The sequence below is a fragment of the Pradoshia sp. D12 genome (genome assembly GCF_008935075.1).
Taxonomy (GTDB): Bacteria; Bacillota; Bacilli; order Bacillales; family Pradoshiaceae; genus Pradoshia.
Genome location: NZ_CP044545.1, coordinates 508,401 through 532,350, shown reverse-complemented (window position 1 = coordinate 532,350; position 23,950 = coordinate 508,401). Strand labels below are relative to the sequence as shown.

Below are 23,950 nucleotides of genomic sequence, written 5' to 3'. Positions count from 1 at the left end.
TTTGTTCACAACTTTGTCAAAATTGAAGATTTCCATGTCTTCTTTTAGTTTCATATATTTGTAATTTTGAAATTCAGTTATTATATTGAAAATCAGGGGCTATGGAAAAAGGAAGAATTATACCTAAATAGCAGCAATCAAGGGAAATTATAACTATTAAGGTGTGCAGATTTACATGAATTTCCCTTACATAGCTTAAATTTACTTATTACATTAGGAAGGGGAAAAATATGAATAAAAAATGGGCACTTTTGAGTTCCATGATGGCGTCTATTCTTATGTTAGCGGGATGTGACTGGGTTGTATTCGACACAAATGGTCCTGTTGCAAAAACACAATCCAATGCCATTCTTTTCTCAATGGCTTTAATGGCAGCTGTTGTGCTTGTAGTATATGTACTTTTTATCGTTATTTTATATAAATACCGAGCATCCAAAGCTCCAAAAGATTACGAGCCGCCACATATGGAAGGCAGCAAGGCGCTTGAAATAACATGGACAGTCATACCAATTATTATTGTAGCCATATTAGCTGTAGTCACAGTTAAAACTACATTTGAAGTAGAAGGAAAGCCAAAAGGCTATGAAGATCAAAAACCATTGGTTATCTACGCAGCTTCTTCAAACTGGAAATGGCATTTCAGTTATCCAGAGCAAGGTATTGAAACGGTTAACTATGTAAACATTCCAACTAATAGAGTAGTAGAATTCCGTCTATATTCATACGGACCAATTACAAGCTTCTGGATTCCACAGCTCGGTGGCCAGAAATACGCCATGAGTGACATGGTAACAAAATTAAATTTTGTAGCTGAAACACCTGCTTCCATGATGGGGAGAAATGCAAACTTCAGTGGTGAAGGTTACGCCCATATGGATTTTGAAGCACTGTCTATGACTCCAGATGATTTCGAAGAATGGGTTAGTGAAGTAAAAGCAAATGAAGGCAAGTTAACAGAAGAAAAATTTGAAAAGCTGCTTGATACAGCACACGTCGGCAGACAATCATATTCTTCTACTCACTTGGATTTCAGCCCTCCACCTGAAGGACATCATCATGGTTCTGAGCCATCTCCATCAAACGAGAGCGATGATGCAGACAACACGTTTGATGAAGATACAGAAAAAGGTAATACAGAGCACGAAGATCATTCAAATCATTAAAATTAAAGCTTTCATAAGAAAGGAGTTACAACCTTGGATTGGGATAAATTTATAGTACATGGTGGCCCGTTAATCTATGGCGCAATGGTAAGTATTGTCGCCGTTTCGCTGGCTATTGTTATCGGCCTGACTTATTTTAAGAAATGGCGCTGGCTTAAAGATGAATGGCTTACCACTGTTGATCATAAACGTATTGGGGTTATGTACATTCTCTGTGCTTTAGTTATGTTATTCCGCGGCGGTGTTGATGGTTTATTAATGCGTGGCCAGTTGGCTAGGCCTGAAAACGGACTGCTTGATGCACAGCATTATAACGAAATCTTTACAACGCATGGCGTGGTTATGATTTTATTTATGGCAATGCCATTTATCATTGGTTTAATGAATATTGTAGTGCCTCTTCAAATTGGGGCGCGTGACGTTGCTTTCCCTTATTTAAATGCAATCAGCTTCTGGTTATTTTTTGCCGGAGCAATGTTATTTAATATCTCGTTCGTTATTGGTGGATCACCGGATGCCGGATGGTCAGCCTACTTCCCGCTTGCAGGTATAGAATTCAGCCCTACTGTGGGGAATAACTACTACAGTATTGCGATTCAGATTGCCGGTATTGGGACGCTGCTAACGGGTGTTAATTTTATCGTTACAATTTTAAAAATGAGAGCACCTGGTATGACTCTATGGAAAATGCCAATGTTCACATGGTCTATTTTAATCACTAGCATCATTATCGTTTTTGCTTTCCCTGTTTTAACAGTAGCTCTTGCCTTAATGATGTTTGACCGTTTGTTTGGTACACAATTTTTCACTATGCAAGATGGCGGAATGGATATGCTTTGGGCTAACCTGTTCTGGGTATGGGGCCATCCTGAAGTATATATCGTTATTCTTCCTGCCTTTGGTATATTCAGTGAGGTTATTTCAACATTCGCGAGAAAAAATCTGTATGGATACAAATCAATGGTGTTCAGTATGCTTGCCATCTCTGCCCTATCCTTTACTGTATGGGTTCACCATTTCTATACGATGGGTCAAGGTGCCATGGCAAACAGCTTCTTCTCGATTACTACGATGTTAATCGCTGTACCTACAGGAGTTAAGATATTTAACTGGCTCCTTACGATGTATAAAGGAAAAATTGAAATTACCACGCCAATGCTGTATGCCCTGGCATTCATACCAATCTTCACCTTTGGTGGAGTCACAGGGGTTATGCTAGCGATGGCAAGTGCGGATTATCAATATCATAATACAATGTTCTTGGTAGCCCATTTCCACTATGTTTTAATACCGGGTACAGTGTTTGGGGTACTTGCGGGTATGTATTTCTGGTTCCCTAAAATCTTTGGATTTAAATTAGACGAGAAATTAGGAAAAATCGCATTCTGGATTATTTCTATTTCATTCAATGTCACATTCCTGCCTCTATTCGCATTGGGACTTAAAGGGATGAACCGAAGAATGTATACGTACTCTGAAGAAACTGGGTATGGACCATTGAACCTTATCGCATCATTAGGTGCTGTCGGTTTAGCAATTGGATTCATCGTTCTCGTTTATAGCTTCTACTGGAGCTTCCGTTATGCTCCAAGACTAAAAGGAGACTCAGATCCATGGGGTGGCCGTACATTGGAATGGGCAACGAAAACACCTGTTCCAGCCTATAACTTTGCCATTACTCCTGAAGTGGATTCTGTAGATTCCTGGTGGGATCACAAAAAAGGTACACATAATCTGTTCACACGAAAAATCGAAGAAATACACATGCCTAGCAGTGACTTTAAACCGTTTCTAATGGCAGTGGCCTTCTTCTTCTGGGGATTCTTTATGGTATTTAGTATGTGGATTCCAGCCATTATCGCTGCGGTTCCAATTATCTATTTGATGTTTGTACGTTCCTTCAATGATGATCATGGGTTCCATATATCTGTGAAAGAAATTGAAGAAGAAGAAAGAAAATTGCGAGGTGAGACAGAATGAAATTAGATGCCTCTCAACCATTGGAATATAGTACTGAACAAAATCAGCTTAAGATACTGGGCTTCTGGATTTTCCTTGGAGCAGAGATCGTATTATTCGCTACACTGTTTACTGTCTACTTTGTACTGGAAAATCGTACAGGTGATGGGCCTTCCGGGAGCGATATCTTCGCTCTTGGTGGGGTTTTAGCTGAAACCTTTATTCTTTTGGCAAGTAGTTTTACGATTGGGATCGCGATTCACGCTATGCGGATGGGCATGAAAAAAGCAATGATGGTTATGTTCTCGATTACGCTTGTCCTTGGATTAGCCTTCCTAGGCATTGAAATTTATGAGTTCTTCCATTATGTACACGAAGGAGCTTCCATCCAAACAAGCGGCTTCACTTCTGCATTACTTACATTGCTTGGAACACACGGAGCCCACGTAACCGGAGGCATTCTATGGGGAATCGCTATTCTGATTCAAGTGAGCAGACGCGGAATTAATCACCTTACTGCCAATAAAGCATTTATTTTTTCACTGTACTGGCACTTCCTGGACGTTGTTTGGATTTTCATCTTCAGCTTCGTCTACCTGAAAGGACTGATGTAAAATGGCTAAGTTATTCCCTAAAGAGCATATCATAGGATTTTTATCATCCATCGCTCTAACAGTGGCAGCATTATTAGTTCTTTTCCTGGAGATATCATTTGGATTTAAAATGGCTATTTTGCTTATCACAGCTGGCTTACAAGCAAGTTTGCAGATATTCCTGTTCATGCATATTAATGAATCCAAGGAAAGAAGAACACTCTATACCAATATCCTTTATGCATTATTTGTAGCCCTAGTTACCATCTTCGGTTCCATGTTCGTCTTGCTTTGGGATTGGTAAAAATCGATACAGCTATACGAAACGGACAGCGAGTTCTAGTCGCTGTCCGTTTTTCTTATTATGAGTTTGCCAAAGTAAGAGCTCCTATACCTACCATTCCCCTCATTCTGTTCGGCCCTTTATCCTATATGATAGATATTTCCCTATTACTCAAATTATCTGCATACCATACACATGCTTCTATAAACTACCATGTATTCATTTTAAAAATTCTTTTATGATGGAACTATATGAACCAGGAGTGATTGTATGAAAATATCTCTAATAAACAAGGATGGCATTATAAAAGAGGTCAAGCTTGGCTTCAGTTGGACTACTCTCTTTTTTGGAATATTCCCTGCTTTATTTCGCAAAGACTATAAATGGGCGATTATTATGCTTGGTATATCCATCACAATCAATCTTTTTCTATTTGGATTAGGCGCATTGCTAACAAGCGGCGTTTTCGCCTTTATCTATAATAAAATCTATATTAAAAACCTAATTACAAACGGCTATCGCCCTGTTTATGCTGCCGATCGAGAAATATTAATCAAGAAACAGCTATTAGCTGCTTAAAGTTATGATGGTCCCTTAGCCTTAAGGGACCATTTCTATTACAACCCCATCTACTCATCTCTTTTCATTGGAAGAACTAATTTATTACCTCAACCACCCTTTCTAATCTATCTACTCTCGAAAATATATACCTGCAACGAATGATTGACATAAAATACAGCCATCTTATAGAATAAAACAGTCACTCATTTATATAGACCAGTCATTATACTTGAAAAGAGGGATTTCATGTGAGTGCAAAAATGGACTCGCGTCAAAAAATTTTAGAGGCTGCTACTCGCCTTTTCAACATACAGGGATATCATGCAACAGGCTTAAATCAAATTCTGAAAGAAAGCGGTGCCCCTAAAGGGTCTTTATATTATCACTTCCCTGATGGTAAAGAACAACTGGCCGTAGAAGCAGTCAATAAAATGGCCGTTCAAATTGAAAATGATATTAAGCTGGCCATGAATCAGTATGATCATGCCTTAGAGGCATTCCAATATCATATTAAAAAAATCGCTCAACATTTCAATGAAAATGACCTTTTTGAAGGTTTACCAATTGGATTATTGGCAGCGGAAACTTCCTTAATGAGCGAACCTTTACGCAAAGCGTGCAAGGCAGCATTTGAAGGCTGGGAAACACTTTATTATGATAAAATGCTTCAAGATGGCTTTGAACCAGAAAAAGCGCACCGTTTAAGTCTATTGGTTAATTCAATGATAGAAGGAGCCATCACCCGGTCGCTAACCAATTTAAATGGACAGCCTTTACTAAACATCTCTAAATGTCTGCCCGATATAATAAAGAAATAAGCAAAGATGTATATCCTTAATCAGCATATTATATAGACTGGTCTAGTAATTATACATAATGAAAGGGGAATATTATTTGAGTAATAATCATGCTACAAACTTAGAAAATAAGCAGATTAAGCCACTTCCAATCGTGATTGCTATAATGATTGGTGCTTTTATCGGACTCTTTAGTGAAACTGCCTTAAATATGGCATTCACCAATATTATGGAGGACTTTCGCATTGAACCACATGTCGTTCAATGGTTAACAACCGGCTACTTACTAGTACTTGGTATTCTTGTGCCTGTAACAGCATTGCTTCTTCAATGGTTTACTACCAGACAACTATTCAGTGCCTCCCTCATTTTTTCTATTGCAGGAACATTAGTAGGAGCTTTGGCACCTAATTTTGAAATACTCCTTCTAGCCCGTGTCATCCAGGCTATAGGAACAGGTCTCTTACTTCCATTAATGACAAATGTTATTTTGGTTATTTTCCCACCTCATAGACGCGGAACAATTATGGGGATGATGGGGCTTGTCATTATGTTTGCACCTGCTGTTGGTCCAACCCTATCAGGATTAATCGTAGACAGTCTGGGTTGGCAATCAATTTTCTGGCTATGCTTACCTTTGCTAATTTTTACATTCGTATATGGTCTCATCTATATGCAAAATGTATCAACCATCACAAAACCCAAGATAGATATTCTTTCTATTATTCTTTCATCCATTGGTTTTGGAGGAATCGTCTTTGGTTTCAGCAGTGCCGGGGAGGGTGCTGGCTCATGGAGCGACCCAGCAGTTCTTTTACCGATCATTGTTGGGGTACTCAGCCTAATCCTATTCTCATTCCGCCAGTTTAAAATGGAACAGCCAATGCTGAATTTACGCGTATTTAAGTTCCCTATGTTCTCTATTGGACTTTTAATGGTATTCTTGGGTATGATGATCATCTTATCCTCATCAATCCTATTGCCTATGTACTTAAAGGGCGGAATGTTATTGTCAGCTTTTGCAGCCGGCCTTGTCTTATTGCCTGGCGGTATTGTGAATGGAATTATGTCACCAATTACGGGGAAATTATTTGATACCTTCGGGCCAAAATATTTGGTTATCCCAGGTTTTATATTAACAACCATATTTACTTACTTATTTACTAATATATCAACTGAAACTTCACAACTAACAGTTATCATCTTACACACATGTATGTTTATTGGGGTTGCCATGCTTATGATGCCTTCGCAAACAAATGGCTTAAACCAGTTGCCAAGACAGTATTACCCTGATGGAGCTGCGGTCATGAATACACTTCAACAAATTGCCGGAGCGATCGGTACGGCTATTGCTGTCAGCATCATGTCCGCTGGCCAGGCAAGCTATTTGGCTACGGCTGACCCCAATAATCCGCTTGCTGCCTCTGAAGCTTTGACAGCCGGTGTGCAAAACGCCTTTCTATTTGCGTTAATTGCCTCCATAATCGGACTGGTAGTTTCTTTCTTCGTTAAGCGTGTAGATGTTTAAAAGTATATAGAATAAGAGGGTGGCAAAATCGGTGCCACCCTCTTTTTTATTTATTAATCTAATTACATAACAAAATCTCTCTTGTAAACCCAATCTTCTTCGCTTGACATCGATCCTGTATAGTTAAGCCAGCTTCCTTAATCATGTCATCAATTCGTTCCCCGGTAACAACAACAATTCTGTCTGCAATGCGATTGGCATGCGTTAAAATGGATAATTGTTCCTCCGGGCTCGCTGTATGGCATAAATTATAGGGTAAATCAATAATAGCTGCATCGTAATAGTCGGTAACTTCCTCAATTGCCCCTATTGCAATATCACAGCTATATCCAAAATGAGCTACATTTTCTCTGGCGCCAATAGCTGGCAATGGCTTGATATCACGTCCACATATCGTAATCCCCATCGACAAGGCTTCTACCAATACATTCCCAATTCCACAGCATGGGTCAATCGCTTTCACACCAACAGGGTTGGGAACCGCGATATTAGCAACTGCTCTTGCCATTCTAGTACTGAGAGCTGTCGAATACTCTCGTGGTTTCTTCTGATGATGCAACCAGATCGCTTCATTTTTTTCATAAATACCTACATACCATTTACCGCCGCAAGTAATGATGCCAAGAACGATATCCGGCTTCTCCAAATCAGCTTCACCCTGGATTTTTAATCCGATTTCCCGTTCAATCTTTCTTCGTTGACTAAAGCTAACTTTATCCTCTAGATCATTCGTTTTCACAAAGATTGTTTTGAATGTCTGATCCGGGAAGGAAAGTTTGTCTGCCTTGTGATAAAGGGCCTCCAAACTATCCCCTTCGGTCAGTACTTCTATTCTTTCCCTAATAAAGGGACTTCGGCTTGGATCGACTTTTCTTGTACTTTTAAAAACAAAATCATCAGGATTCATATCAAACAACGCCCTGAATTCCATTTTGCATAAAGGTTCTTCCTCTGAACTGCATGCATATGTGTATATAAAAATTGGCTCCACCAATCCCATTCTGTTGTATTCTCTTCAACAATCTATAAAAAGCTTATATCACTCTATTATAATGCATTTTTATAGGAAACTAAAATCCCATCCATTATAGTTAAGAATATACCTCACTTGAAGGAGGCACCAAAAATGATTATTGAAATGGACGAAGAATCAAAAAAGTGGATTTCATCAAAAGGAGATCAAGTAACCATTAAAACGTTGGATGTTAAAGCCTGCTGCGGACCCGGTGTTCAAGAACTTGTAGCATTGCCTGGTAAACCTAAAACTCTGAATCATTATTATCAAATTACATCCGATCAAGTATTATTTTATATTCATAAAAATGTACGAAAAAAGGAAAAACTGATTCTTACATTATCGGGCATTCCTTTCCTAAAATCCCTCTCCGTTAAGCTTCAATAATTCGCTTTTAAACATAAAAAACAGGTAAAGAGACCATTTATTCGGACCCTTTACCTGCTAATTTTTCACATCGTTTTCATCAGTTCTTCCTCTGACTGTTTAACCAATTCTGCTTGTGGTATTTTGGATAGATTAATCCATTTCATGATGGAAGCCACCATAATCACTACACCTAACGCAAGCATGATAATGGATAGAACACCGTTCAATACATTATATCCACCTGCATCCGGATTCAAATAGACATTCTTAATCATCCAGAATCCACCCACATTAACCGTAACATATAGATACGCCAATGGGACTAAGCATGTCAGCATATACCAGCGTTTCTCTGCAATTTTCAAAACAACTGTAGCTCCGACAATCAATCCGATTGACGCCATCAACTGGTTGGATACTCCAAACAGTGCCCAGACGGAACTGATATCTCCAGAGAATAATAGATATCCCCAAATAAAGCAGGCTAATGCACTGGCAAAAATGTTAGCCCCAAGAGAATCTGTTCGTTTCAAAGGTTTAATAAAGTCTCCGAAGAAGTCCTGGATGAGATATCTGGCAACCCTGGTTCCTGAATCAATCGCTGTTAAAATAAATACCGCCTCAAACAGAATTACGAATTGATAGAAATAGGAAGCTAAGTGTTGGAAGAATGGTACACTGGTGAAGATTTCCGTCATACCAACAGCAAGTGTTACGGCTCCACCTGTTCTTCCTTCAAGGTCCATATCTACTGCTTCTTCCAATCTATCTAAATGGACTGTTTCCATTCCTAATGTTGAATAGACCTCAGGTGATGAGTTTATCGCAAAATAATCACCAGGCTGAAGAGCAACTGCAGCAATCAATGCCATAATAGCCACTAAACATTCTACTAACATCGCACCAAAGGCTATGCCTTTAATATCGCTCCAACGGCTGACCATTTTCGGAGTCGTACCTGAACCAACAAAAGCATGGAAACCTGAAATGGCACCACAGGCAATTGTGATTGAAATAAACGGCCATACTGGGCCGGCCACAATTGGTCCTCCACCGTTAATGAAATCTGGAATAATAGCAGGAAACTCAACTGAAGGGTTAACGATAAATACACCAATAATAAGTGCTGCGAAAACTCCTATTTTCATGAATGTACTTAAATAATCACGTGGTGCAAGCAATAACCAAACAGGAAGTGCAGCAGCGAAAAAGGCATAGACTGGTAAAATAATAGCAAGAGTGCTCTTTTCAAGCGTTAAGAAATCGCCTAACCATGTTCCCTGAATTTGTGGACCAAAGAAAATTGCTAGCATAATTAAGATAAATCCAACGGTCGTCGGGACTTTTAAATTCCCTGTCTTTTTATGATAGATTCCCACTAACATCGCAATCGGAATTGTAATCCCTACCGCAAATGTACCCCATGGGTTTCTTTCAAGTGCTCCAAGTACAACCAATGACAAACCTGCCATCGTAATTGTGATAATGAATAGCATGGCCAATCCAGTACAGAATCCCGCTACAGGCCCAAGTTCTTCTTTTGCTACCTCGGATAATGATTTACCATCGCGGCGCATAGAGGCAAAGAGCACAACTGTATCATGAACTGCTCCTCCAATTACTGCCCCAACCAATAGCCAAATCAGTCCGGGTAAATAACCAAACTGAGCTGCCAAAATCGGACCAACCAATGGGCCTGCAGCAGCAATGGCTGCAAAATGGTGTCCAAATACCACCCATTTATTTGTTGGCACATAGTCCTGACCATCCTCAAGCTTTTCAGCTGGTGTTGGTTTATCATTAGATAATTTCAACACCTTTGCCGCCATAAATGTCCCATACAAACGATAGGCTATTAAAAGGATACAAATCGAGCCGATAACAATTGTAATCGCATTCATTTTAGTGTTCCCCCTTTTTTTGCATACGTATTATACTATCATAGTATCAAATGAAAACACTTACACCTCATTTTCAAAATGAACCGCAAAATAAATGGGATGAATTACAACTTACAACTAATGAATAGCAAATCAATCCTATAATCCTAGTAATTGTTTCAGTTCCTTTACATAGGTTCGACTGACTGGAACCTCGGAACCATCCGACATACGTAAGTTATAGGTTGAATTAAACCATGGTAATATCTCCACGATATGATCGATATTCACAAGATAGCTCCGATGTACCCGAAAGAACTGTGTCCGGGGCAATTTTTTTTCCAATCCAATCAGTGCCTCACTTACTTTATAAAGATGATTAACAGCCCGGATTTTACACTTTCCTTCGTATGATTCTAGGAATACGATATCATTGCATGTAAGCAATATAATTTTTTCTTCTGTCATAACAGCTATTTTTCCCTTACATTGAAGATTACTGGTATCTACTTTTCCAGGCTCCTTTGTGTGTAAATGAAGCTTTTTAACTTTGTCCAGCATCTTATGAATACGTTCTTCACTGAAGGGTTTCAAAAGATAATCTACCGCATTTACGTCAAAAGCCTGAAGAGCATACTCGTCATAGGCAGTCGCAAAAACGATAGCTGGAACCGGGTTCAGTCCTTCTAGTTTAGCGGCTAAATGTAATCCGTTCTCTCCCGCTAATTCAATATCTAAGAAGACAATATCCGGCTTTAACAGTGGAATATCATGTAATGCATCTTCTATACAATCACTTTCACCCAAGACCTCCACTTCTCTGCTTCTTGCTAGTAAATATTTTAATTCGTCCCTGGCTAATGGTTCATCATCCACTACATAGGCTCGCAGCATCCTGCTCGTCACCTCCTTTACTTTCCAGCGGGATTAAGATATTAACAGTGGTGCCCTCACCCACTTTGCTATCAACCTTAAAATGGGCTTGGTTATTATAAATACCTTTTAAGCGTTCACTAATATTAAAAATGGCTGTACCGTTTCCACCGGCTGACGGTACAACCTGCTTGCTCAGACTTTTCAATCTTTCTTCCACAATCCCCTGTCCATTATCCGCAACAATCATTCTCATATAATTGCCATTTGAGCACACTTGTATATTAATTTTCCCAAACTGTTTTCTTTGTGGAAATGCATAATGAATCGCATTCTCTACCAAAGGCTGCAATAAAAATGGGGGAATCAATACATTTTCTAATCCATTCTCTATATCAAAATTAACTTCATATTTATGAGGAAAACGTGTTTGCTCTAAAGATAAATAGGCTTTTACATTTTCCAGCTCTTTTTCTAACGGGATCAGCAACTGTCTGGCTCCTTGTAAATTGCCTCGAAAAAATAAACTTAATTCCAATAGTAGTTTACGAGCTTTATCAGGATCAGTCCGGCATAAGGCAGATATCGTATTTAAACTATTAAATAAGAAGTGTGGATGAATCTGAGCCTGCAGGGCTTTAATCTCAGCATCCTTTAAAAGCCTCGCCTGCCGTTCCGCTTCTGCCAGCTCAAGCTGAGTTGAAAATAAATTAGCCAGCCCCTCTGCTAACTGCTGCTGAACTCTGTCTAATTTATCCGGCTTTGTATAATACAATTTTAAAGTTCCAGAGATTTCCCCCTTCACTTTTAAAGGGAGGACGATGGCAGCTACGAGCGGACAGTCCTTATGCCTGCACTCGATTTCCTCCTTCGATTTGGCTATTGAAACATATCCTGATTCAAGTACTTTTTTAGTCAGCCCAGTACTCGGCTTCACGCCAGGTTTATGATGATCGGAGGCTGCCCCCAAATGTGCAAGAACCAAATGTTCATCCGTGATAGAGACAGCATCTGCATCGGTTAAATTAAGCATAATTTTTGATATTTCTTTGCATGATTGGGTGTTTAAGCCCTGTCGAAAATGCGGAAGAGTCTGGTCCGCAATTAAAAATGCCTGATTGGTTTGATTCGCACGCGCTATCTCCCCATCACGTTTTATAGACTGAACGATCAGCATAAATAATAGTGTTCCGAATCCATTCATGGTGATCATTGGTAAACCGATAAACTGCACGAGGCTCCATGCATGCTCAAGAGGTTTGGCAGTCGCAAGGATAATCACCATTTGCAAAGCTTCGAGGGACATCCCAATTCCTGCAGCAAACAAAGGAGTTATCTGACCCCCGCTCCTTTTTCTTCTGTTGCCTATATACCCTGCCAATATTCCGGCCAGGATGGTAGAAAGGGCGCAGGAAAAGGCTGTAAACCCTCCCAATGTATAACGGTGTATACCGGCTATCAGACCAGCTCCTCCTCCAACAACGGGACCTCCCAATAATCCGCCTATCACAACACCCATCACTCTTGTATTAGCAATGGCACTATCTTCTCCAATAGCTGAAAGCCATCTATTCTCTTCAACCATAGAATGATAAACTTCTATTCCAGTATAATTACTAATAACCCCAAACATGCCGAATAATAGAAATAATTTCAACTGCTCATTTAGATTATGGTCTGGGTGAATGATTTGGCGAAAGGAATTCATTTTAGAAATTAAAAAGGCTACAATGACAATAATGCCTACCTTTTCAAGCATAATTGGGACTAAATCTAACATAGCCATCTCCCCTGGTTAGCGAACTTTCCATCCTCTTCTATAATTGTTAATTCTCCCTTTATTATATTTGAAAAATTAAGAAAAACAAAAAGATAGCCCTTTCATTACTATTGTTATATTAAATGCACACTTCTATTATAGTTTCATCCTTTAAATCCCTTGACACAGTTTACAATGAAATTATATTCTTGACTCTGTGACTCTATTAAAATTCATTTTTATTCACAGCTCTGCTCTCCGTTTTGCAATAGCAGCAGTAACGTCTTCTCACTTGAGTAAACGATTCTGTATGTCTTGTTATACGGGGTTCAGAAAGCTTATTAAACTTCAACAAGGAGAATCGTTATGTGGTTTATTTTTTCACTACTAACAGCTTTAGCATGGGGTGGTGCTGACCTATTTTATAAAAAGGGATCAGACAGCAACGACAAGTACAGCCATATTAAAATTATCATCATGGTTGGTCTTGTCATGGGAATTCATGCAACAGCCTATATGATTATAAAAGATATACAGTTCAATCCAATGGAGATGATTCATTATTTACCAGTATCTTCTTTATACATCCTTTCCATGGCATTTGGGTATATTGGTTTGCGCTATATTGAATTGTCTATCGCCTCACCAATACAGAATTCCTCAGGTGTCGTAACAAGCATTCTGCTCTTCATCTTTTTCACTCATGAGCTAAGTATCATTGAAGTACTTGGGATTATCATTATCACTCTTGGGATTGTGGGAATTGCCGTTCTGGAAAAAAGAGCAGAAGATGAAGTTCGTCGACTGAATTCCGAGCATATCGATAAAAAATACCAAATTGGTTTCTTGGCTATTATCTTCCCAATTTTATATTGCATTATTGATGGACTTGCTACATTTGCGGATGCCATCTATCTGGATGAATTGAATCTAATCAGCGAAAATTCAGCTTTACTTGCGTATGAATATACCTTTTTCCTATGCGCTGCCGTATGTTTTATCTATCTTCGCTTTATAAAGAAGGAATCCTTCCATGTATTTAAAGAGCGCGATAAAGGGATAGCAGCTATTTTGGAAACGATTGGTCAATTTTTCTACGTATTTGCCATGGCATCAGGCTATGCAATTATCGCAGCACCATTGATTGCTTCTTACAGTATCTTTTCAATTATCCTGTCACGAATCTTCCTAAAAGAGAAGCTGACTAAAAAACAATACATGATCATCGCAGTTGTTATCTTCGGTATTATCCTGCTGGGGATAGCGGATGAACTCTAAATTTGAATTTGCCTTTTAATAATGTAGATTAAAGACCAAATCCCTTATGGATTTGGTCTTTTTTTCAGAATGAATTGTGCTACTGCTAAGATAAACATGAAAAAGAGAGCTTTCGATTCTGGCCTTCCCCTTAACCTCACTGCCATGCTTATATATCTGAAGGAATACTCCTCAAGATGTTTAAATTAGTAAACAAAAAAAGAGAGAGACCTAGTACCTTTCTTTACTATTTAATACTTATTGTAATGGTTTATCAGAACTGAAGCTTGTTTAGTATCATTAATTGATTGTTCAAAAGCATATGGGTTAAATATATTTCAAGTAAATCTTGGTCTCTTCCATATGCTTCAACAAATCATTTAATTACATGTACTTAGTTTGACAACATAATAATTTAGTGATAGCATTTTTTCCATAACATTTTTTCAGAATTATGTTAATAAGGTAACATACTCTGATAATTGATAATTTAATATAGCACGCTTTGATCGCTGTGGATAAAACTATGGCGGGAGCAGCTTCTGGAGAGACTGTATTTATACAGCGCCGAAGGATTCACAATCTCAGGCAAAAGGACAGAATGGTAACGATTTTTGTTATTCTTGCCCTTTTAGAGATTGGAGACAACCAATCTCTTTTTTTATTTTCCAATATCAATAGTGAGGTGAGACATAGTATCTAAATCAAGCGAGAAAAATGATAAATATCTATTTTACTAGGTGCCTGTTTTAGACATCTAAGATTAAACGGGGGCATGCAACTTGGCTAAGCAAGAGTTAAAAAGGGATTTAAAAAATCGTCATGTACAATTAATAGCAATTGGGGGCACAATTGGAACCGGCTTATTTTTAGGCTCCGGAAAATCCATTCATTTAGCCGGTCCATCCATCTTATTTTCTTATCTGATTATCGGAGTAGCTCTATTTTTTGTTATGAGAGCACTGGGTGAATTACTTTTATCCAATACAAATCATACATCATTTATCGATTTCGCAGCTGAATATTTGGGTCCATGGGCTGGATTTGTGACTGGCTGGACGTATTGGTTCTGCTGGATTATGACAGCCATGGCTGATATTATCGCTGTTGGTTTATATACACAATACTGGTTTGATATCCCGCAATGGGTGCCTGCCATCATCTGTTTAGTAATTCTATTAGGATTAAATCTATTAACCGTCAAACTGTTTGGTGAGTTGGAATTCTGGTTTGCGATTATTAAAGTCGTCACTATTGTTGCACTAATTGTCGTAGGAATCGTACTGCTTGTGATTGGATTTGAAACAGATAGCGGAACTGTTTCTGTTTCTAACCTTTGGAATCATGGCGGCATGTTCCCGAATGGAATATCAGGGTTCTTACTATCACTGCAAATGGTTGTCTTCTCCTTCGTCGGAGTTGAACTTATTGGTGTATCTGCTGCTGAAACAGCTAATCCACGAAAAAACATTCCATCTGCTATCAACAAAATCCCGGTACGGATTTTACTGTTTTATGTAGGTGCCTTATTTGTTATTTTATGCATCAATCCTTGGGATCAATTAAGTGCGACAAGCAGCCCATTTGTAGGTGTCTTCGCCTTAATCGGGATTCCAATGGCGGCAGGTATTATCAACTTTGTTGTATTAACATCGGCAGCCTCTGCTGCAAACAGCGGTTTATTCTCAACCAGCCGGATAATGTACAACTTAAGCAATCATAATGAAGCACCAAAAAAACTTGGCAAATTAAATAAACACCATGTACCGAGCAATGCATTATTAACTTCTACTATTGTAGTTTCTGTCGGTGCACTGCTTAGCAAGCTGATACCAGAGCAGGCCTTTACAATCGTCACAACAATCAGCGCCATCTGTTTCATTTGGGTATGGAGCATTATTTTAATCTCGCATATCAAATATGTAAAAACAAGACCTGATTTAAGAGCTAAATCTACATTCAAAGCTCCATTAACACCAGCTATAAATTATGTAATCCTAGGTATGTTTGCTTTCATACTGATTGTAATGCTCATTGCTGCGGAAACACGCTTAGCAATGCTGCTTACACCATTATGGTTTGTCTTATTGTTCATTTTATATAACTATCATAAAAAGAAGAGATTATGATAATAGAGCAAAAGCAAAAATAATAATGCACTCCAGTTGTTAGATTACACTTAACAATTGGAGTGCATTTTTTTCTATAGTATTCTGCTTGAGGTTTATTACTTAAGGTTATTGATTGGAATTATTCGTGTTTGTGCATATCGATGACCATACGGCCCTGGATTTTACCTGCTTCCATTTCTTCAAAAATATCATTTACTTCATGCAAGCATCTTGTTTCAACGATTGGCACTACTTTGCCCTCTGCTCCAAATTGGAAAGCCTCTTCTAAATCCTTACGTGTACCAACTAAGGAACCAACGATTTGAATACCATCCAATACGGTTTTCACGATAGCCAAATCCATTGTTTCAGGAGGTAATCCTACTGCAACAACTTTAGCAGTGGCACGAACAGAGTTAACAGCCTGGTTAAAGGCAACTTTGGAAACAGCTGTAACAACTGCAGCATGAGCTCCTCCAACTTTCTCCTGAATCCACTCACCTGCATCTCCATCTGTTAATGGGTTACATACAAGATCTGCTCCTACTTCTTTGGACAATGCCAATTTATCATCATTAATATCCACTGCAATTACTTTTGCATTGAATACATTTTTCGCATATTGGATCGCAAGGTTACCTAATCCACCACAGCCATAGATAGCAATCCATTGACCAGGTTTAATATCAGAAACTTTAATTGCTTTGTAGCAAGTTACCCCTGCACATGTAATACTGCTCGCTTGAGCTGGATCAAGACCTTCAGGTACTTTAACTGCATAGTCCGCTTCTACGATACATTGCTCAGCCATTGCTCCATCAACCGTGAAGCCGGCGTTTTGTACGCTGCGGCAGAAGGTTTCATTTCCCGTCACACAGTATTCGCAAGTTCCGCATCCCTTAAAGAACCAGGCAATGCTGACACGATCTCCTACTTTTAAACTTGTAACGTCGTCTGCAATTTCTTTCACAATGCCGATTCCTTCATGTCCAGGAATTCTTCCCGGAACTGCACCGAAATCACCTTTTGCTACGTGCAAGTCTGTATGACATACTCCGCAATATTCTACATCAACTAAAGCTTGACCGGGTTTTAACTTAGGAAGCTCCTTTTCAACTAATTCTACTTTACCAGGATTCTTTGCACTCACTACAGCTGCTTTCATTCCAATCAATCCTCCGTATGCATATTAACTTGCTCAATGTTTCACATACTTATTATAATTATAATAGTTAGCAAAGTAAATACATATTGAACGATTTTATATATTCAGATTATTAAAATATATACATCTCCAACTAACTTCCACAAATACGACTAAATTACGTGTTTTAGCAGAATTGTATACTCAGAAATGTATAATACACCTCAAAATCCAATACACCACGTGTTGCTTTCTTACTAATAAATCCATAAACACTAAAATGGCCATTCCATTTGAAGAGAAGGCCATTTTAGTTTCTATATATGATTATCATATTTGCATTTGTACAATGATTATTCAGCTTTTACTAATATTTTAATATGATTTCGTTCGTTTAATAAACCTTCAAAGCCTTCTTCAATCACATCATCCAACTTAATTCGTTTGGTAACGAGTTTGTCAGCTGGGAAGTAGCCCTGAGCCATTAAATTGATAACAGCAGGAAATATATCACGGTATCCAATAATACCGTTGATTGTACGTTCTTTCATAACAATATCGTTTGGATGAATAGACGCTTCTTTTTCAAAAATACTAACAATCATCGTTTCACCATTAAATTTAGTTGAATGAATAGCTTGTTTTAAAACAATCGGTACTCCTGTTACTTCATATGAAACGTCAACACCGCCATTTGTCAATTTAGTTAATTGTTCAACGACATCACCCTGATTCGGATCGATAGCAATAGCACCAAGTTCTTCTGCTTTTTGCCTGCGTTGTTCTGATAATTCTACTGCATAAATTTCAGCCGCACCAGCTGCTTTTAACGCTTCAATAACTAATAAACCAATTGGTCCTGTTCCAAATACCGCTGCTTTATCGCCAACTTTAAGTTTACTTTGTTTAACAGCGTGTACAGCAACAGCTGAAGGTTCTACGAGTGCCCCTTGTTCAAATGAAACATTTTCAGGCAGCTTATGTAACATATGTTCCGGTATAGAAGCGTATTCAGAGAATCCTCCACCGCCTCCTGCTAAACCATAAAAGCCCATTAGCTCACATAGATTATATTTTCCTTGTTTACAAGCTTCGCATTTTCCACAGGAGTAGACGGGCTCAACTGTAACACGGTCACCAACTTGGACTCTGGTTACGCCTTCGCCAACCTCTACAACTTGTCCAGAAAATTCATGTCCCATTACAATCGGAGCTTTCTCCTTACTCAATGGGTGTGGCTCTTCGGTTGGGATAAAAATTGGACCGGCTGTATATTCGTGTAAGTCACTTCCACAAATACCGCACCATTCAACTTTAATTTTTGCTTCTCCCTTTTTGGCAGTAGGTTCCTCTAAATTGTCTAACCTTAAATCTTTAGCATTGTACCATCTGAGTGCTTTCATATTGGTCATCTCCTAAAATTTTGTTAGAAACGCATAATACAGAACACTTTTATTATATCATTATATCGATTGATAACAAATTTATTAACTGATTAATCTGAATTATATTTGTTTTTATGACAAACACTTGAACAATAGAAAGGTAATCTTAATAACCCCTAAAAATATCTTAGTCATATATTTGTGTAAAATAACTTAAATATTAAAGGATGACTCCATCACTAAGAGCCATCCTTTAATTCACTAAAAACCAAGTTTTAATTAAAATCCTGCTTACGCTTCAATTCTTTTGCTTAAAAACAACTTAACTTCATCCATACTTGGATAAGAATTCTGTGTACCACGTTTTGTGACACTTAATGCTGCAAAGGCATTAGCCATTTTTATCGATTGGACAATATCCCCATTCTGAATATAATTATAGGCGAAACAGCCGATGAATGCGTCTCCGGCCCCCGTTGTGTCTACAGCATCAACCTTGAATGAATCAACGATTTGCGTTCCTCTATCGGTTATCCACATCACGCCTCGGCTTCCCATCGTCACGATAACATTTTTAACTCCTTTATCTATCAGGCTGACTGCAGCAGCTTTAATTTGCTCAATCGTTGAAACAGGCATGCCAGTCAAGATATCCAGTTCACTTTCATTGGGAACAAAAAAGTCACATTTGCATACATAATTGAAATCCAAATTTTTGGTAGCAGGAGCAGGATTCAGAATAACAGGAATCCCATGCTCGTTCCCAAATTCTATCGCCCGATAAACGGTTTCGAGCGCGATTTCTAACTGAAGAATAATTAAAGAACATGTCTTGAGCTTTTCGGCCGCTTTATCGACATCCTCAGGTAAAAGGTACTGATTGGCCCCTTTAATGATTAAAATACGATTTTTGGAATCCGAATCTACAAAGATTGGTGCGACCCCGCTGCTGCTTCCGGGGACCTTATTCGTAAATTCTGTATCAATTCCATAGCGTTTAAGATTTTGAATGGTGTTATCTGCAAAAATGTCATCGCCTACCTTCGTAACCATCATGACCTTGGAGCCCAGTTTTGCAGCTGCCACTGCCTGGTTGGCCCCTTTTCCTCCACACCCCATTGAAAAGCTAGGTGCTTCAAGTGTTTCTCCCTCTTCTGGCATTCTATCAATATAGGAAATTAGATCGACCATATTGGATCCTATCACCGCAATATCCATGCTATTACCACCTTATTTTTCTCTTGCCGACTGAATTAAATATAGATCATTTTTTTTTGCAGCGCTGCATTTCGGCAGAATAAGAGCGCCCGTATCTGTTGGTTGCTGTTAGTAAAATTAAACAGCCTGTCTCCAATCTCTTGTTCCATTCATGGGTGAATAATTCTCTTTAGATGTAATAGATAACCTGCAAAATTTATCTATCTAGTAACGAGTAATGGAAGACACATTTTTTTCCTATTTCTATACTACACTTATACATCATATTTCTCCTATATTCACAGTCATATTATTTGAAATTTTATCAAATTAGACAAATAATAGTATAGAAAACGCTTTACTGGTGTATTTTTATTCCAAAATGGCATCAAAACTTTACATTTAAGAGTTTTCAATACGAACATAGGGGAGATATCAACATGATTTATGCAAATCCAAATACAGAAGGCGCAGTTGTGCATTTCAAAGAGAAATACGATAACTTTATTGGCGGAAAATGGGTTGCACCTGTTAAAGGTCAATACTTTGAAAATAAATCTCCGGTAACTGGAGAAGTTTTTACAAAGGCTGCTCGTTCTTCTGCTGAAGATATTGAATTAGCATTAGATGCGGCACATGCAGCAAAAGAAGCTTGGGGGAAAACTTCTACTGCTGAACGTGCACGTATTTTAAATAAAATTGCAGATCGTTTAGAAGAAAACCTGGAAATGCTCGCAGTAGCTGAGACTTGGGATAACGGGAAAGCAGTACGTGAAACATTGAATGCTGATGTTCCTTTGGCAATTGATCACTTCCGTTATTTCGCAAGTGCCATTCGTACACAAGAAGGAAGAACTACTCAATTAGATAATGATACAGTAGCTTACCACTTCCAAGAACCACTTGGTGTTGTTGGTCAAATCATTCCTTGGAATTTCCCAATTCTAATGGCTGTCTGGAAGATTGCCCCGGCATTAGCAGCAGGTAACTGCATCGTATTAAAACCAGCTGAACAAACTCCTGCATCCATTATGGTTCTTGTTGAGTTAATTCAGGATATACTCCCAGCGGGTGTTCTGAACATCGTAAATGGTTTTGGTATTGAAGTAGGGAAACCACTTGCAACAAATCCACGTATTGCGAAGATTGCCTTTACTGGCTCTACAGCAGTGGGACGCCAAATAATGCAATATGCTACTGAAAACATTATTCCTGTCACATTGGAGCTTGGCGGTAAATCACCTAACGTATTCTTTGAAGATGTAATAGACAAAGATGATGAATTTTTAAATAAAGCAATCGAAGGCTTAGTGATGTTTGCTCTAAACTCCGGTGAAATTTGCACATGCCCTTCCCGTGCATTAATCCAGGAATCAATCTATGATAAATTTATGGAACGTGCATTAGAGCGTGTGAAAGCTATTAAGATTGGCAACCCACTTGACACAGAAGTTATGATGGGCGCACAGGCTTCAAATGAACAAAAAGAAAAAATCTTATCCTACATTAAACTCGGCAAAGAAGAAGGTGCTGAATGTTTAATTGGCGGAGAAGAAAATGACCTTGGTGAAGACCTTAAAAATGGTAACTATATTAAACCGACTGTTTTCAAAGGTCATAACAAAATGCGTATATTCCAGGAAGAAATCTTTGGTCCAGTTCTTAGTGTAACGACTTTCAAAGATTTTGACGAAGCAATGGAAATTGCAAATGATACCTTGTACGGATTAGGTGCCGGTGTATGGTCCCGCAGTGGAGATCTTGCTTACCGTGCCGGCCGTGCGATACAAGCTGGTCGTGTATGGACAAACACATATCATCAATATCCAGCAGGTGCTGCTTTCGGCGGTTACAAATTATCCGGTATCGGCCGTGAAAACCATGCTATGATGTTAGATCATTACCAACAAACAAAATGTTTGTTAGTAAGCTATGATAAAAATGCTCAAGGTTTCTTCTAAAAGGAGTGACTCTAAAATGGTAGAACGTGTCGTAGCAACCGAAGAGGCACTTCAATTAATAGATTCATTAAAAAGAACTCACGGCTCTATTATGTTTTACCAATCCGGAGGCTGCTGTGATGGATCTGCTCCCATGTGTTATAAGGAAGATGATTTTAAAACGGGGGATTCTGATGTATACCTCGGTTCCATTGGAGGAGCACCGTTTTATATCCATAAGATGCAATATGAGTACTGGAAACATACTCAATTGATCCTAGATGCTACTGATGGAAGAGGAGCAGCCTTTTCACTTGATAGTATAGAAGATTGTCATTTCATTACGAAATCACGAGTATTCTCTGATGAAGAATATGCAAAACTAAAAAATCAAATAGAAGCCTAAATAAAAATGCCCCAAAGTTATCAATAACTTTGGGGCATTTTCTATTAAACATTATTTATTCTTCTTTATTTATCACACATAATCTAACATTTTTCGACATATTTCTATTAAATAAACAAAATTATAGTCTCTCAATTTTGATTTTTTAGTTAATCTAAAATAAAATGGTATATTGTACTACATCATGCTAAAGGAGAGAGAATTTTTGGTTAAATTAAACAAACAGTCGGGTGTTCCAGGCATTCCGAACACAGGTTTTTTCGGACACCCTAAAGGACTTTTCACATTATTTTTCACAGAGTTTTGGGAACGTTTTTCGTATTATGGAATGCGGGCCATCCTGGTCCTCTACTTATACGCTGAAGTTAGCAAGGGCGGACTGGGGTTTGATCAAACCACAGCCATGTCAATTGCTGCAATCTATGGATCTTTAGTCTATCTATCAGGTATTATCGGTGGATGGGTTGCAGACCGTTTACTTGGGACAAGCAGAACCGTATTCTACGGTGGAGTTTTTATTATGCTTGGTCATGTTGTTCTGGCATTACCGCTCGGGGCTGAAGCCTTTTTTGCCAGTATGTTCTTAATTATCATTGGTACCGGATTGCTAAAGCCGAACATTTCCAGTGTTGTTGGTGACTTATATACAAAGGCCGACAATCGCCGGGACTCAGGATTCAGTATCTTCTATATGGGGATTAATTTAGGTGCTTTTATAGCTCCATTTGTTGTAGAAGGATTACGCGGGCATTACGATAGCTACCATGCAGGTTTTTCAGCTGCTGCTGTAGGTATGTTTCTTGGATTAATCGTATTTGTTATTACGAAAAAGAAAAATCTGGGCACCATTGGAACACAGCCACCTAATCCATTAAGCCCTGAAGGCAAAAAGAAATTTGCTCTTTATTTTGGGGTAACAATTGCTCTATTAATTGTCCTTTTCTATGCTCTGATTACAATCGGTTGGCTAACCATTGATCGATTTGTTTTACTCGTAACTATTTTGGCAGTTATTATACCAGTCGTTTACTTTGTTTGGATGTACAAAAGCTCTAAAACAACTGCAGAAGAACAATCAAGATTACTTGCCTATATTCCATTATTCCTGTCAGCAGTTATCTTCTGGGCTATTTATGAACAAGGCTCTAATTTACTGAATATTTATGCTTTAGAGAGAACTAATTTAACTTTGTTAGGCTTTAAAATCGCACCGGGTGTGCTACAGGCAATGCCTGCCCTCTTCGTAATCATCTTTGCACCAGTTGCAGCTTGGTTATGGATGAAGCTAGGGGATAAGCAGCCTTCAACTTCCAGAAAATTTTCAATTGGCTTGCTATTAGCGGGTCTATCTTTTATCGTGATGCTTGTACCAGGATACCTAAGTGGCGGTGACTCACTTGTCAGTCCTTATTGGCTCATATTGAGCTATCTAATCGTCACACTTGGAGAGCTTTGTCTATCTCCTGTTGGTTTATCTGCTACAACTAAATTGGCACCTGCTGCATTCTCCGCTCAAACGATGAGCCTATGGTTCCTCGCTAGTGCTGTTGCACAGGCCATAAATGCACAGCTTGTAAAACTTTATAGTACGGAAACGGAACTCCTGTATTTTGGATTAATCGGTGGATTCGCAATTCTATGTTCAATTATTATTTACTTCATCTCACCAACCATCCAAAAATACATGAGAGGCGTTAAATAAGAAAAAAGATGCCCCTGGTTTTAAA

20 protein-coding genes and 1 riboswitch are annotated in these 23,950 nt (G+C 38.6%); of the genes, 13 read left to right on the top strand and 7 right to left on the bottom strand.

What is annotated here, in order from left to right:
• Positions 1 to 230 precede the first annotated feature (230 nt).
• The 7 genes from qoxA (at position 231) to F7984_RS02585 (ending at position 6,887) form a co-directional block, all read left to right on the top strand.
• On the top strand, positions 231 to 1,163 hold the full coding sequence (qoxA, locus tag F7984_RS02615) for a cytochrome aa3 quinol oxidase subunit II (protein ID WP_140462169.1): 933 nt from the start codon (positions 231 to 233) through the stop codon (positions 1,161 to 1,163).
• Between the two features lie 33 nt (positions 1,164 to 1,196).
• Positions 1,197 to 3,143, top strand: coding sequence for a cytochrome aa3 quinol oxidase subunit I (qoxB, locus tag F7984_RS02610; RefSeq protein WP_140462168.1), 1,947 nt, complete (start codon positions 1,197 to 1,199; stop codon positions 3,141 to 3,143).
• Positions 3,140 to 3,736, top strand: coding sequence for a cytochrome aa3 quinol oxidase subunit III (gene qoxC, locus F7984_RS02605; RefSeq protein ID WP_066108148.1), 597 nt, complete (start codon positions 3,140 to 3,142; stop codon positions 3,734 to 3,736). Before qoxB ends, qoxC begins: the two co-directional genes overlap by 4 nt.
• 1 nt (position 3,737) lies before the next feature.
• Positions 3,738 to 4,019, top strand: a complete 282-nt coding sequence (gene qoxD, locus F7984_RS02600; protein ID WP_066108151.1) for a cytochrome aa3 quinol oxidase subunit IV — start codon at positions 3,738 to 3,740, stop codon at positions 4,017 to 4,019.
• A gap of 249 nt (positions 4,020 to 4,268) precedes the next feature.
• A complete protein-coding gene (locus tag F7984_RS02595) occupies positions 4,269 to 4,577 on the top strand; it encodes a hypothetical protein (protein WP_066108154.1) in 309 nt (102 codons plus the stop codon).
• A gap of 242 nt (positions 4,578 to 4,819) precedes the next feature.
• A complete protein-coding gene (locus F7984_RS02590) occupies positions 4,820 to 5,377 on the top strand; it encodes a TetR/AcrR family transcriptional regulator (protein ID WP_151675545.1) in 558 nt (185 codons plus the stop codon).
• Between the two features lie 76 nt (positions 5,378 to 5,453).
• The gene (locus F7984_RS02585; RefSeq protein WP_258188252.1) at positions 5,454 to 6,887 is read left to right on the top strand and encodes a DHA2 family efflux MFS transporter permease subunit; all 1,434 of its coding nucleotides are present in this window, start codon (positions 5,454 to 5,456) and stop codon (positions 6,885 to 6,887) included.
• 58 nt (positions 6,888 to 6,945) lie between these two features.
• On the opposite strand, the gene F7984_RS02580 is transcribed toward F7984_RS02585, so the two are convergent.
• Entirely contained in the window at positions 6,946 to 7,887 is a 942-nt protein-coding gene (locus F7984_RS02580) for a TRM11 family SAM-dependent methyltransferase (protein ID WP_139892708.1), read from the bottom strand.
• A 126-nt stretch (positions 7,888 to 8,013) separates the two neighbouring features.
• Between F7984_RS02580 and F7984_RS02575 the strand changes: the two genes are divergently transcribed.
• The gene (locus F7984_RS02575; RefSeq protein WP_140462166.1) at positions 8,014 to 8,289 is read left to right on the top strand and encodes a CC/Se motif family (seleno)protein; all 276 of its coding nucleotides are present in this window, start codon (positions 8,014 to 8,016) and stop codon (positions 8,287 to 8,289) included.
• A gap of 65 nt (positions 8,290 to 8,354) precedes the next feature.
• Here the strand turns inward: F7984_RS02575 and F7984_RS02570 are convergent, their stop codons facing one another.
• From F7984_RS02570 to F7984_RS02560, 3 genes are all read right to left on the bottom strand, one after another.
• A complete protein-coding gene (locus tag F7984_RS02570) occupies positions 8,355 to 10,172 on the bottom strand; it encodes a carbon starvation CstA family protein (RefSeq protein WP_139892710.1) in 1,818 nt (605 codons plus the stop codon).
• 138 nt (positions 10,173 to 10,310) lie between these two features.
• Positions 10,311 to 11,045 (bottom strand): LytR/AlgR family response regulator transcription factor, encoded by a 735-nt coding sequence (locus F7984_RS02565; protein WP_139892711.1) that lies wholly within the window; start codon positions 11,043 to 11,045, stop codon positions 10,311 to 10,313.
• Entirely contained in the window at positions 11,020 to 12,804 is a 1,785-nt protein-coding gene (locus F7984_RS02560; protein WP_139892712.1) for a sensor histidine kinase, read from the bottom strand. The genes F7984_RS02565 and F7984_RS02560 overlap by 26 nt, the downstream gene beginning before the upstream one ends.
• A 345-nt stretch (positions 12,805 to 13,149) precedes the next feature.
• Here F7984_RS02560 and F7984_RS02555 point away from each other — a divergent pair, with 345 nt between their 5' ends.
• Together F7984_RS02555 and F7984_RS02550 are read left to right on the top strand one after the other, a co-directional pair.
• Positions 13,150 to 14,061 (top strand): DMT family transporter, encoded by a 912-nt coding sequence (locus tag F7984_RS02555; RefSeq protein ID WP_140462165.1) that lies wholly within the window; start codon positions 13,150 to 13,152, stop codon positions 14,059 to 14,061.
• Between the two features lie 511 nt (positions 14,062 to 14,572).
• Positions 14,573 to 14,650: riboswitch (glycine riboswitch) on the top strand.
• A 172-nt stretch (positions 14,651 to 14,822) separates the two neighbouring features.
• Entirely contained in the window at positions 14,823 to 16,169 is a 1,347-nt protein-coding gene (locus F7984_RS02550; RefSeq protein ID WP_066108180.1) for an amino acid permease, read from the top strand.
• A gap of 121 nt (positions 16,170 to 16,290) precedes the next feature.
• On the opposite strand, the gene adhP is transcribed toward F7984_RS02550, so the two are convergent.
• The 3 genes from adhP to rbsK all read right to left on the bottom strand — a co-directional run bounded on the left by adhP (position 16,291) and on the right by rbsK (position 19,898).
• Positions 16,291 to 17,316 carry an alcohol dehydrogenase AdhP gene (adhP, locus tag F7984_RS02545; RefSeq protein ID WP_066108183.1) on the bottom strand — a complete coding sequence of 342 codons (1,026 nt, stop codon included), beginning with the start codon at positions 17,314 to 17,316 and terminating at the stop codon, positions 16,291 to 16,293.
• A 332-nt stretch (positions 17,317 to 17,648) separates the two neighbouring features.
• Positions 17,649 to 18,698, bottom strand: a complete 1,050-nt coding sequence (locus F7984_RS02540; protein WP_066108186.1) for a 2,3-butanediol dehydrogenase — start codon at positions 18,696 to 18,698, stop codon at positions 17,649 to 17,651.
• A 273-nt stretch (positions 18,699 to 18,971) separates the two neighbouring features.
• A complete protein-coding gene (gene rbsK / locus F7984_RS02535) occupies positions 18,972 to 19,898 on the bottom strand; it encodes a ribokinase (RefSeq protein ID WP_139892716.1) in 927 nt (308 codons plus the stop codon).
• 419 nt (positions 19,899 to 20,317) lie between these two features.
• On the opposite strand from rbsK, the gene F7984_RS02530 reads away from it, so the two are divergent.
• From F7984_RS02530 to F7984_RS02520, 3 genes are all read left to right on the top strand, one after another.
• Positions 20,318 to 21,838 carry an acetaldehyde dehydrogenase ExaC gene (locus F7984_RS02530; RefSeq protein ID WP_066108192.1) on the top strand — a complete coding sequence of 507 codons (1,521 nt, stop codon included), beginning with the start codon at positions 20,318 to 20,320 and terminating at the stop codon, positions 21,836 to 21,838.
• Between the two features lie 16 nt (positions 21,839 to 21,854).
• Entirely contained in the window at positions 21,855 to 22,223 is a 369-nt protein-coding gene (locus F7984_RS02525) for a DUF779 domain-containing protein (RefSeq protein ID WP_066108193.1), read from the top strand.
• Between the two features lie 205 nt (positions 22,224 to 22,428).
• A complete protein-coding gene (locus F7984_RS02520) occupies positions 22,429 to 23,925 on the top strand; it encodes a peptide MFS transporter (protein ID WP_225983646.1) in 1,497 nt (498 codons plus the stop codon).
• Positions 23,926 to 23,950: the final 25 nt, after the last annotated feature.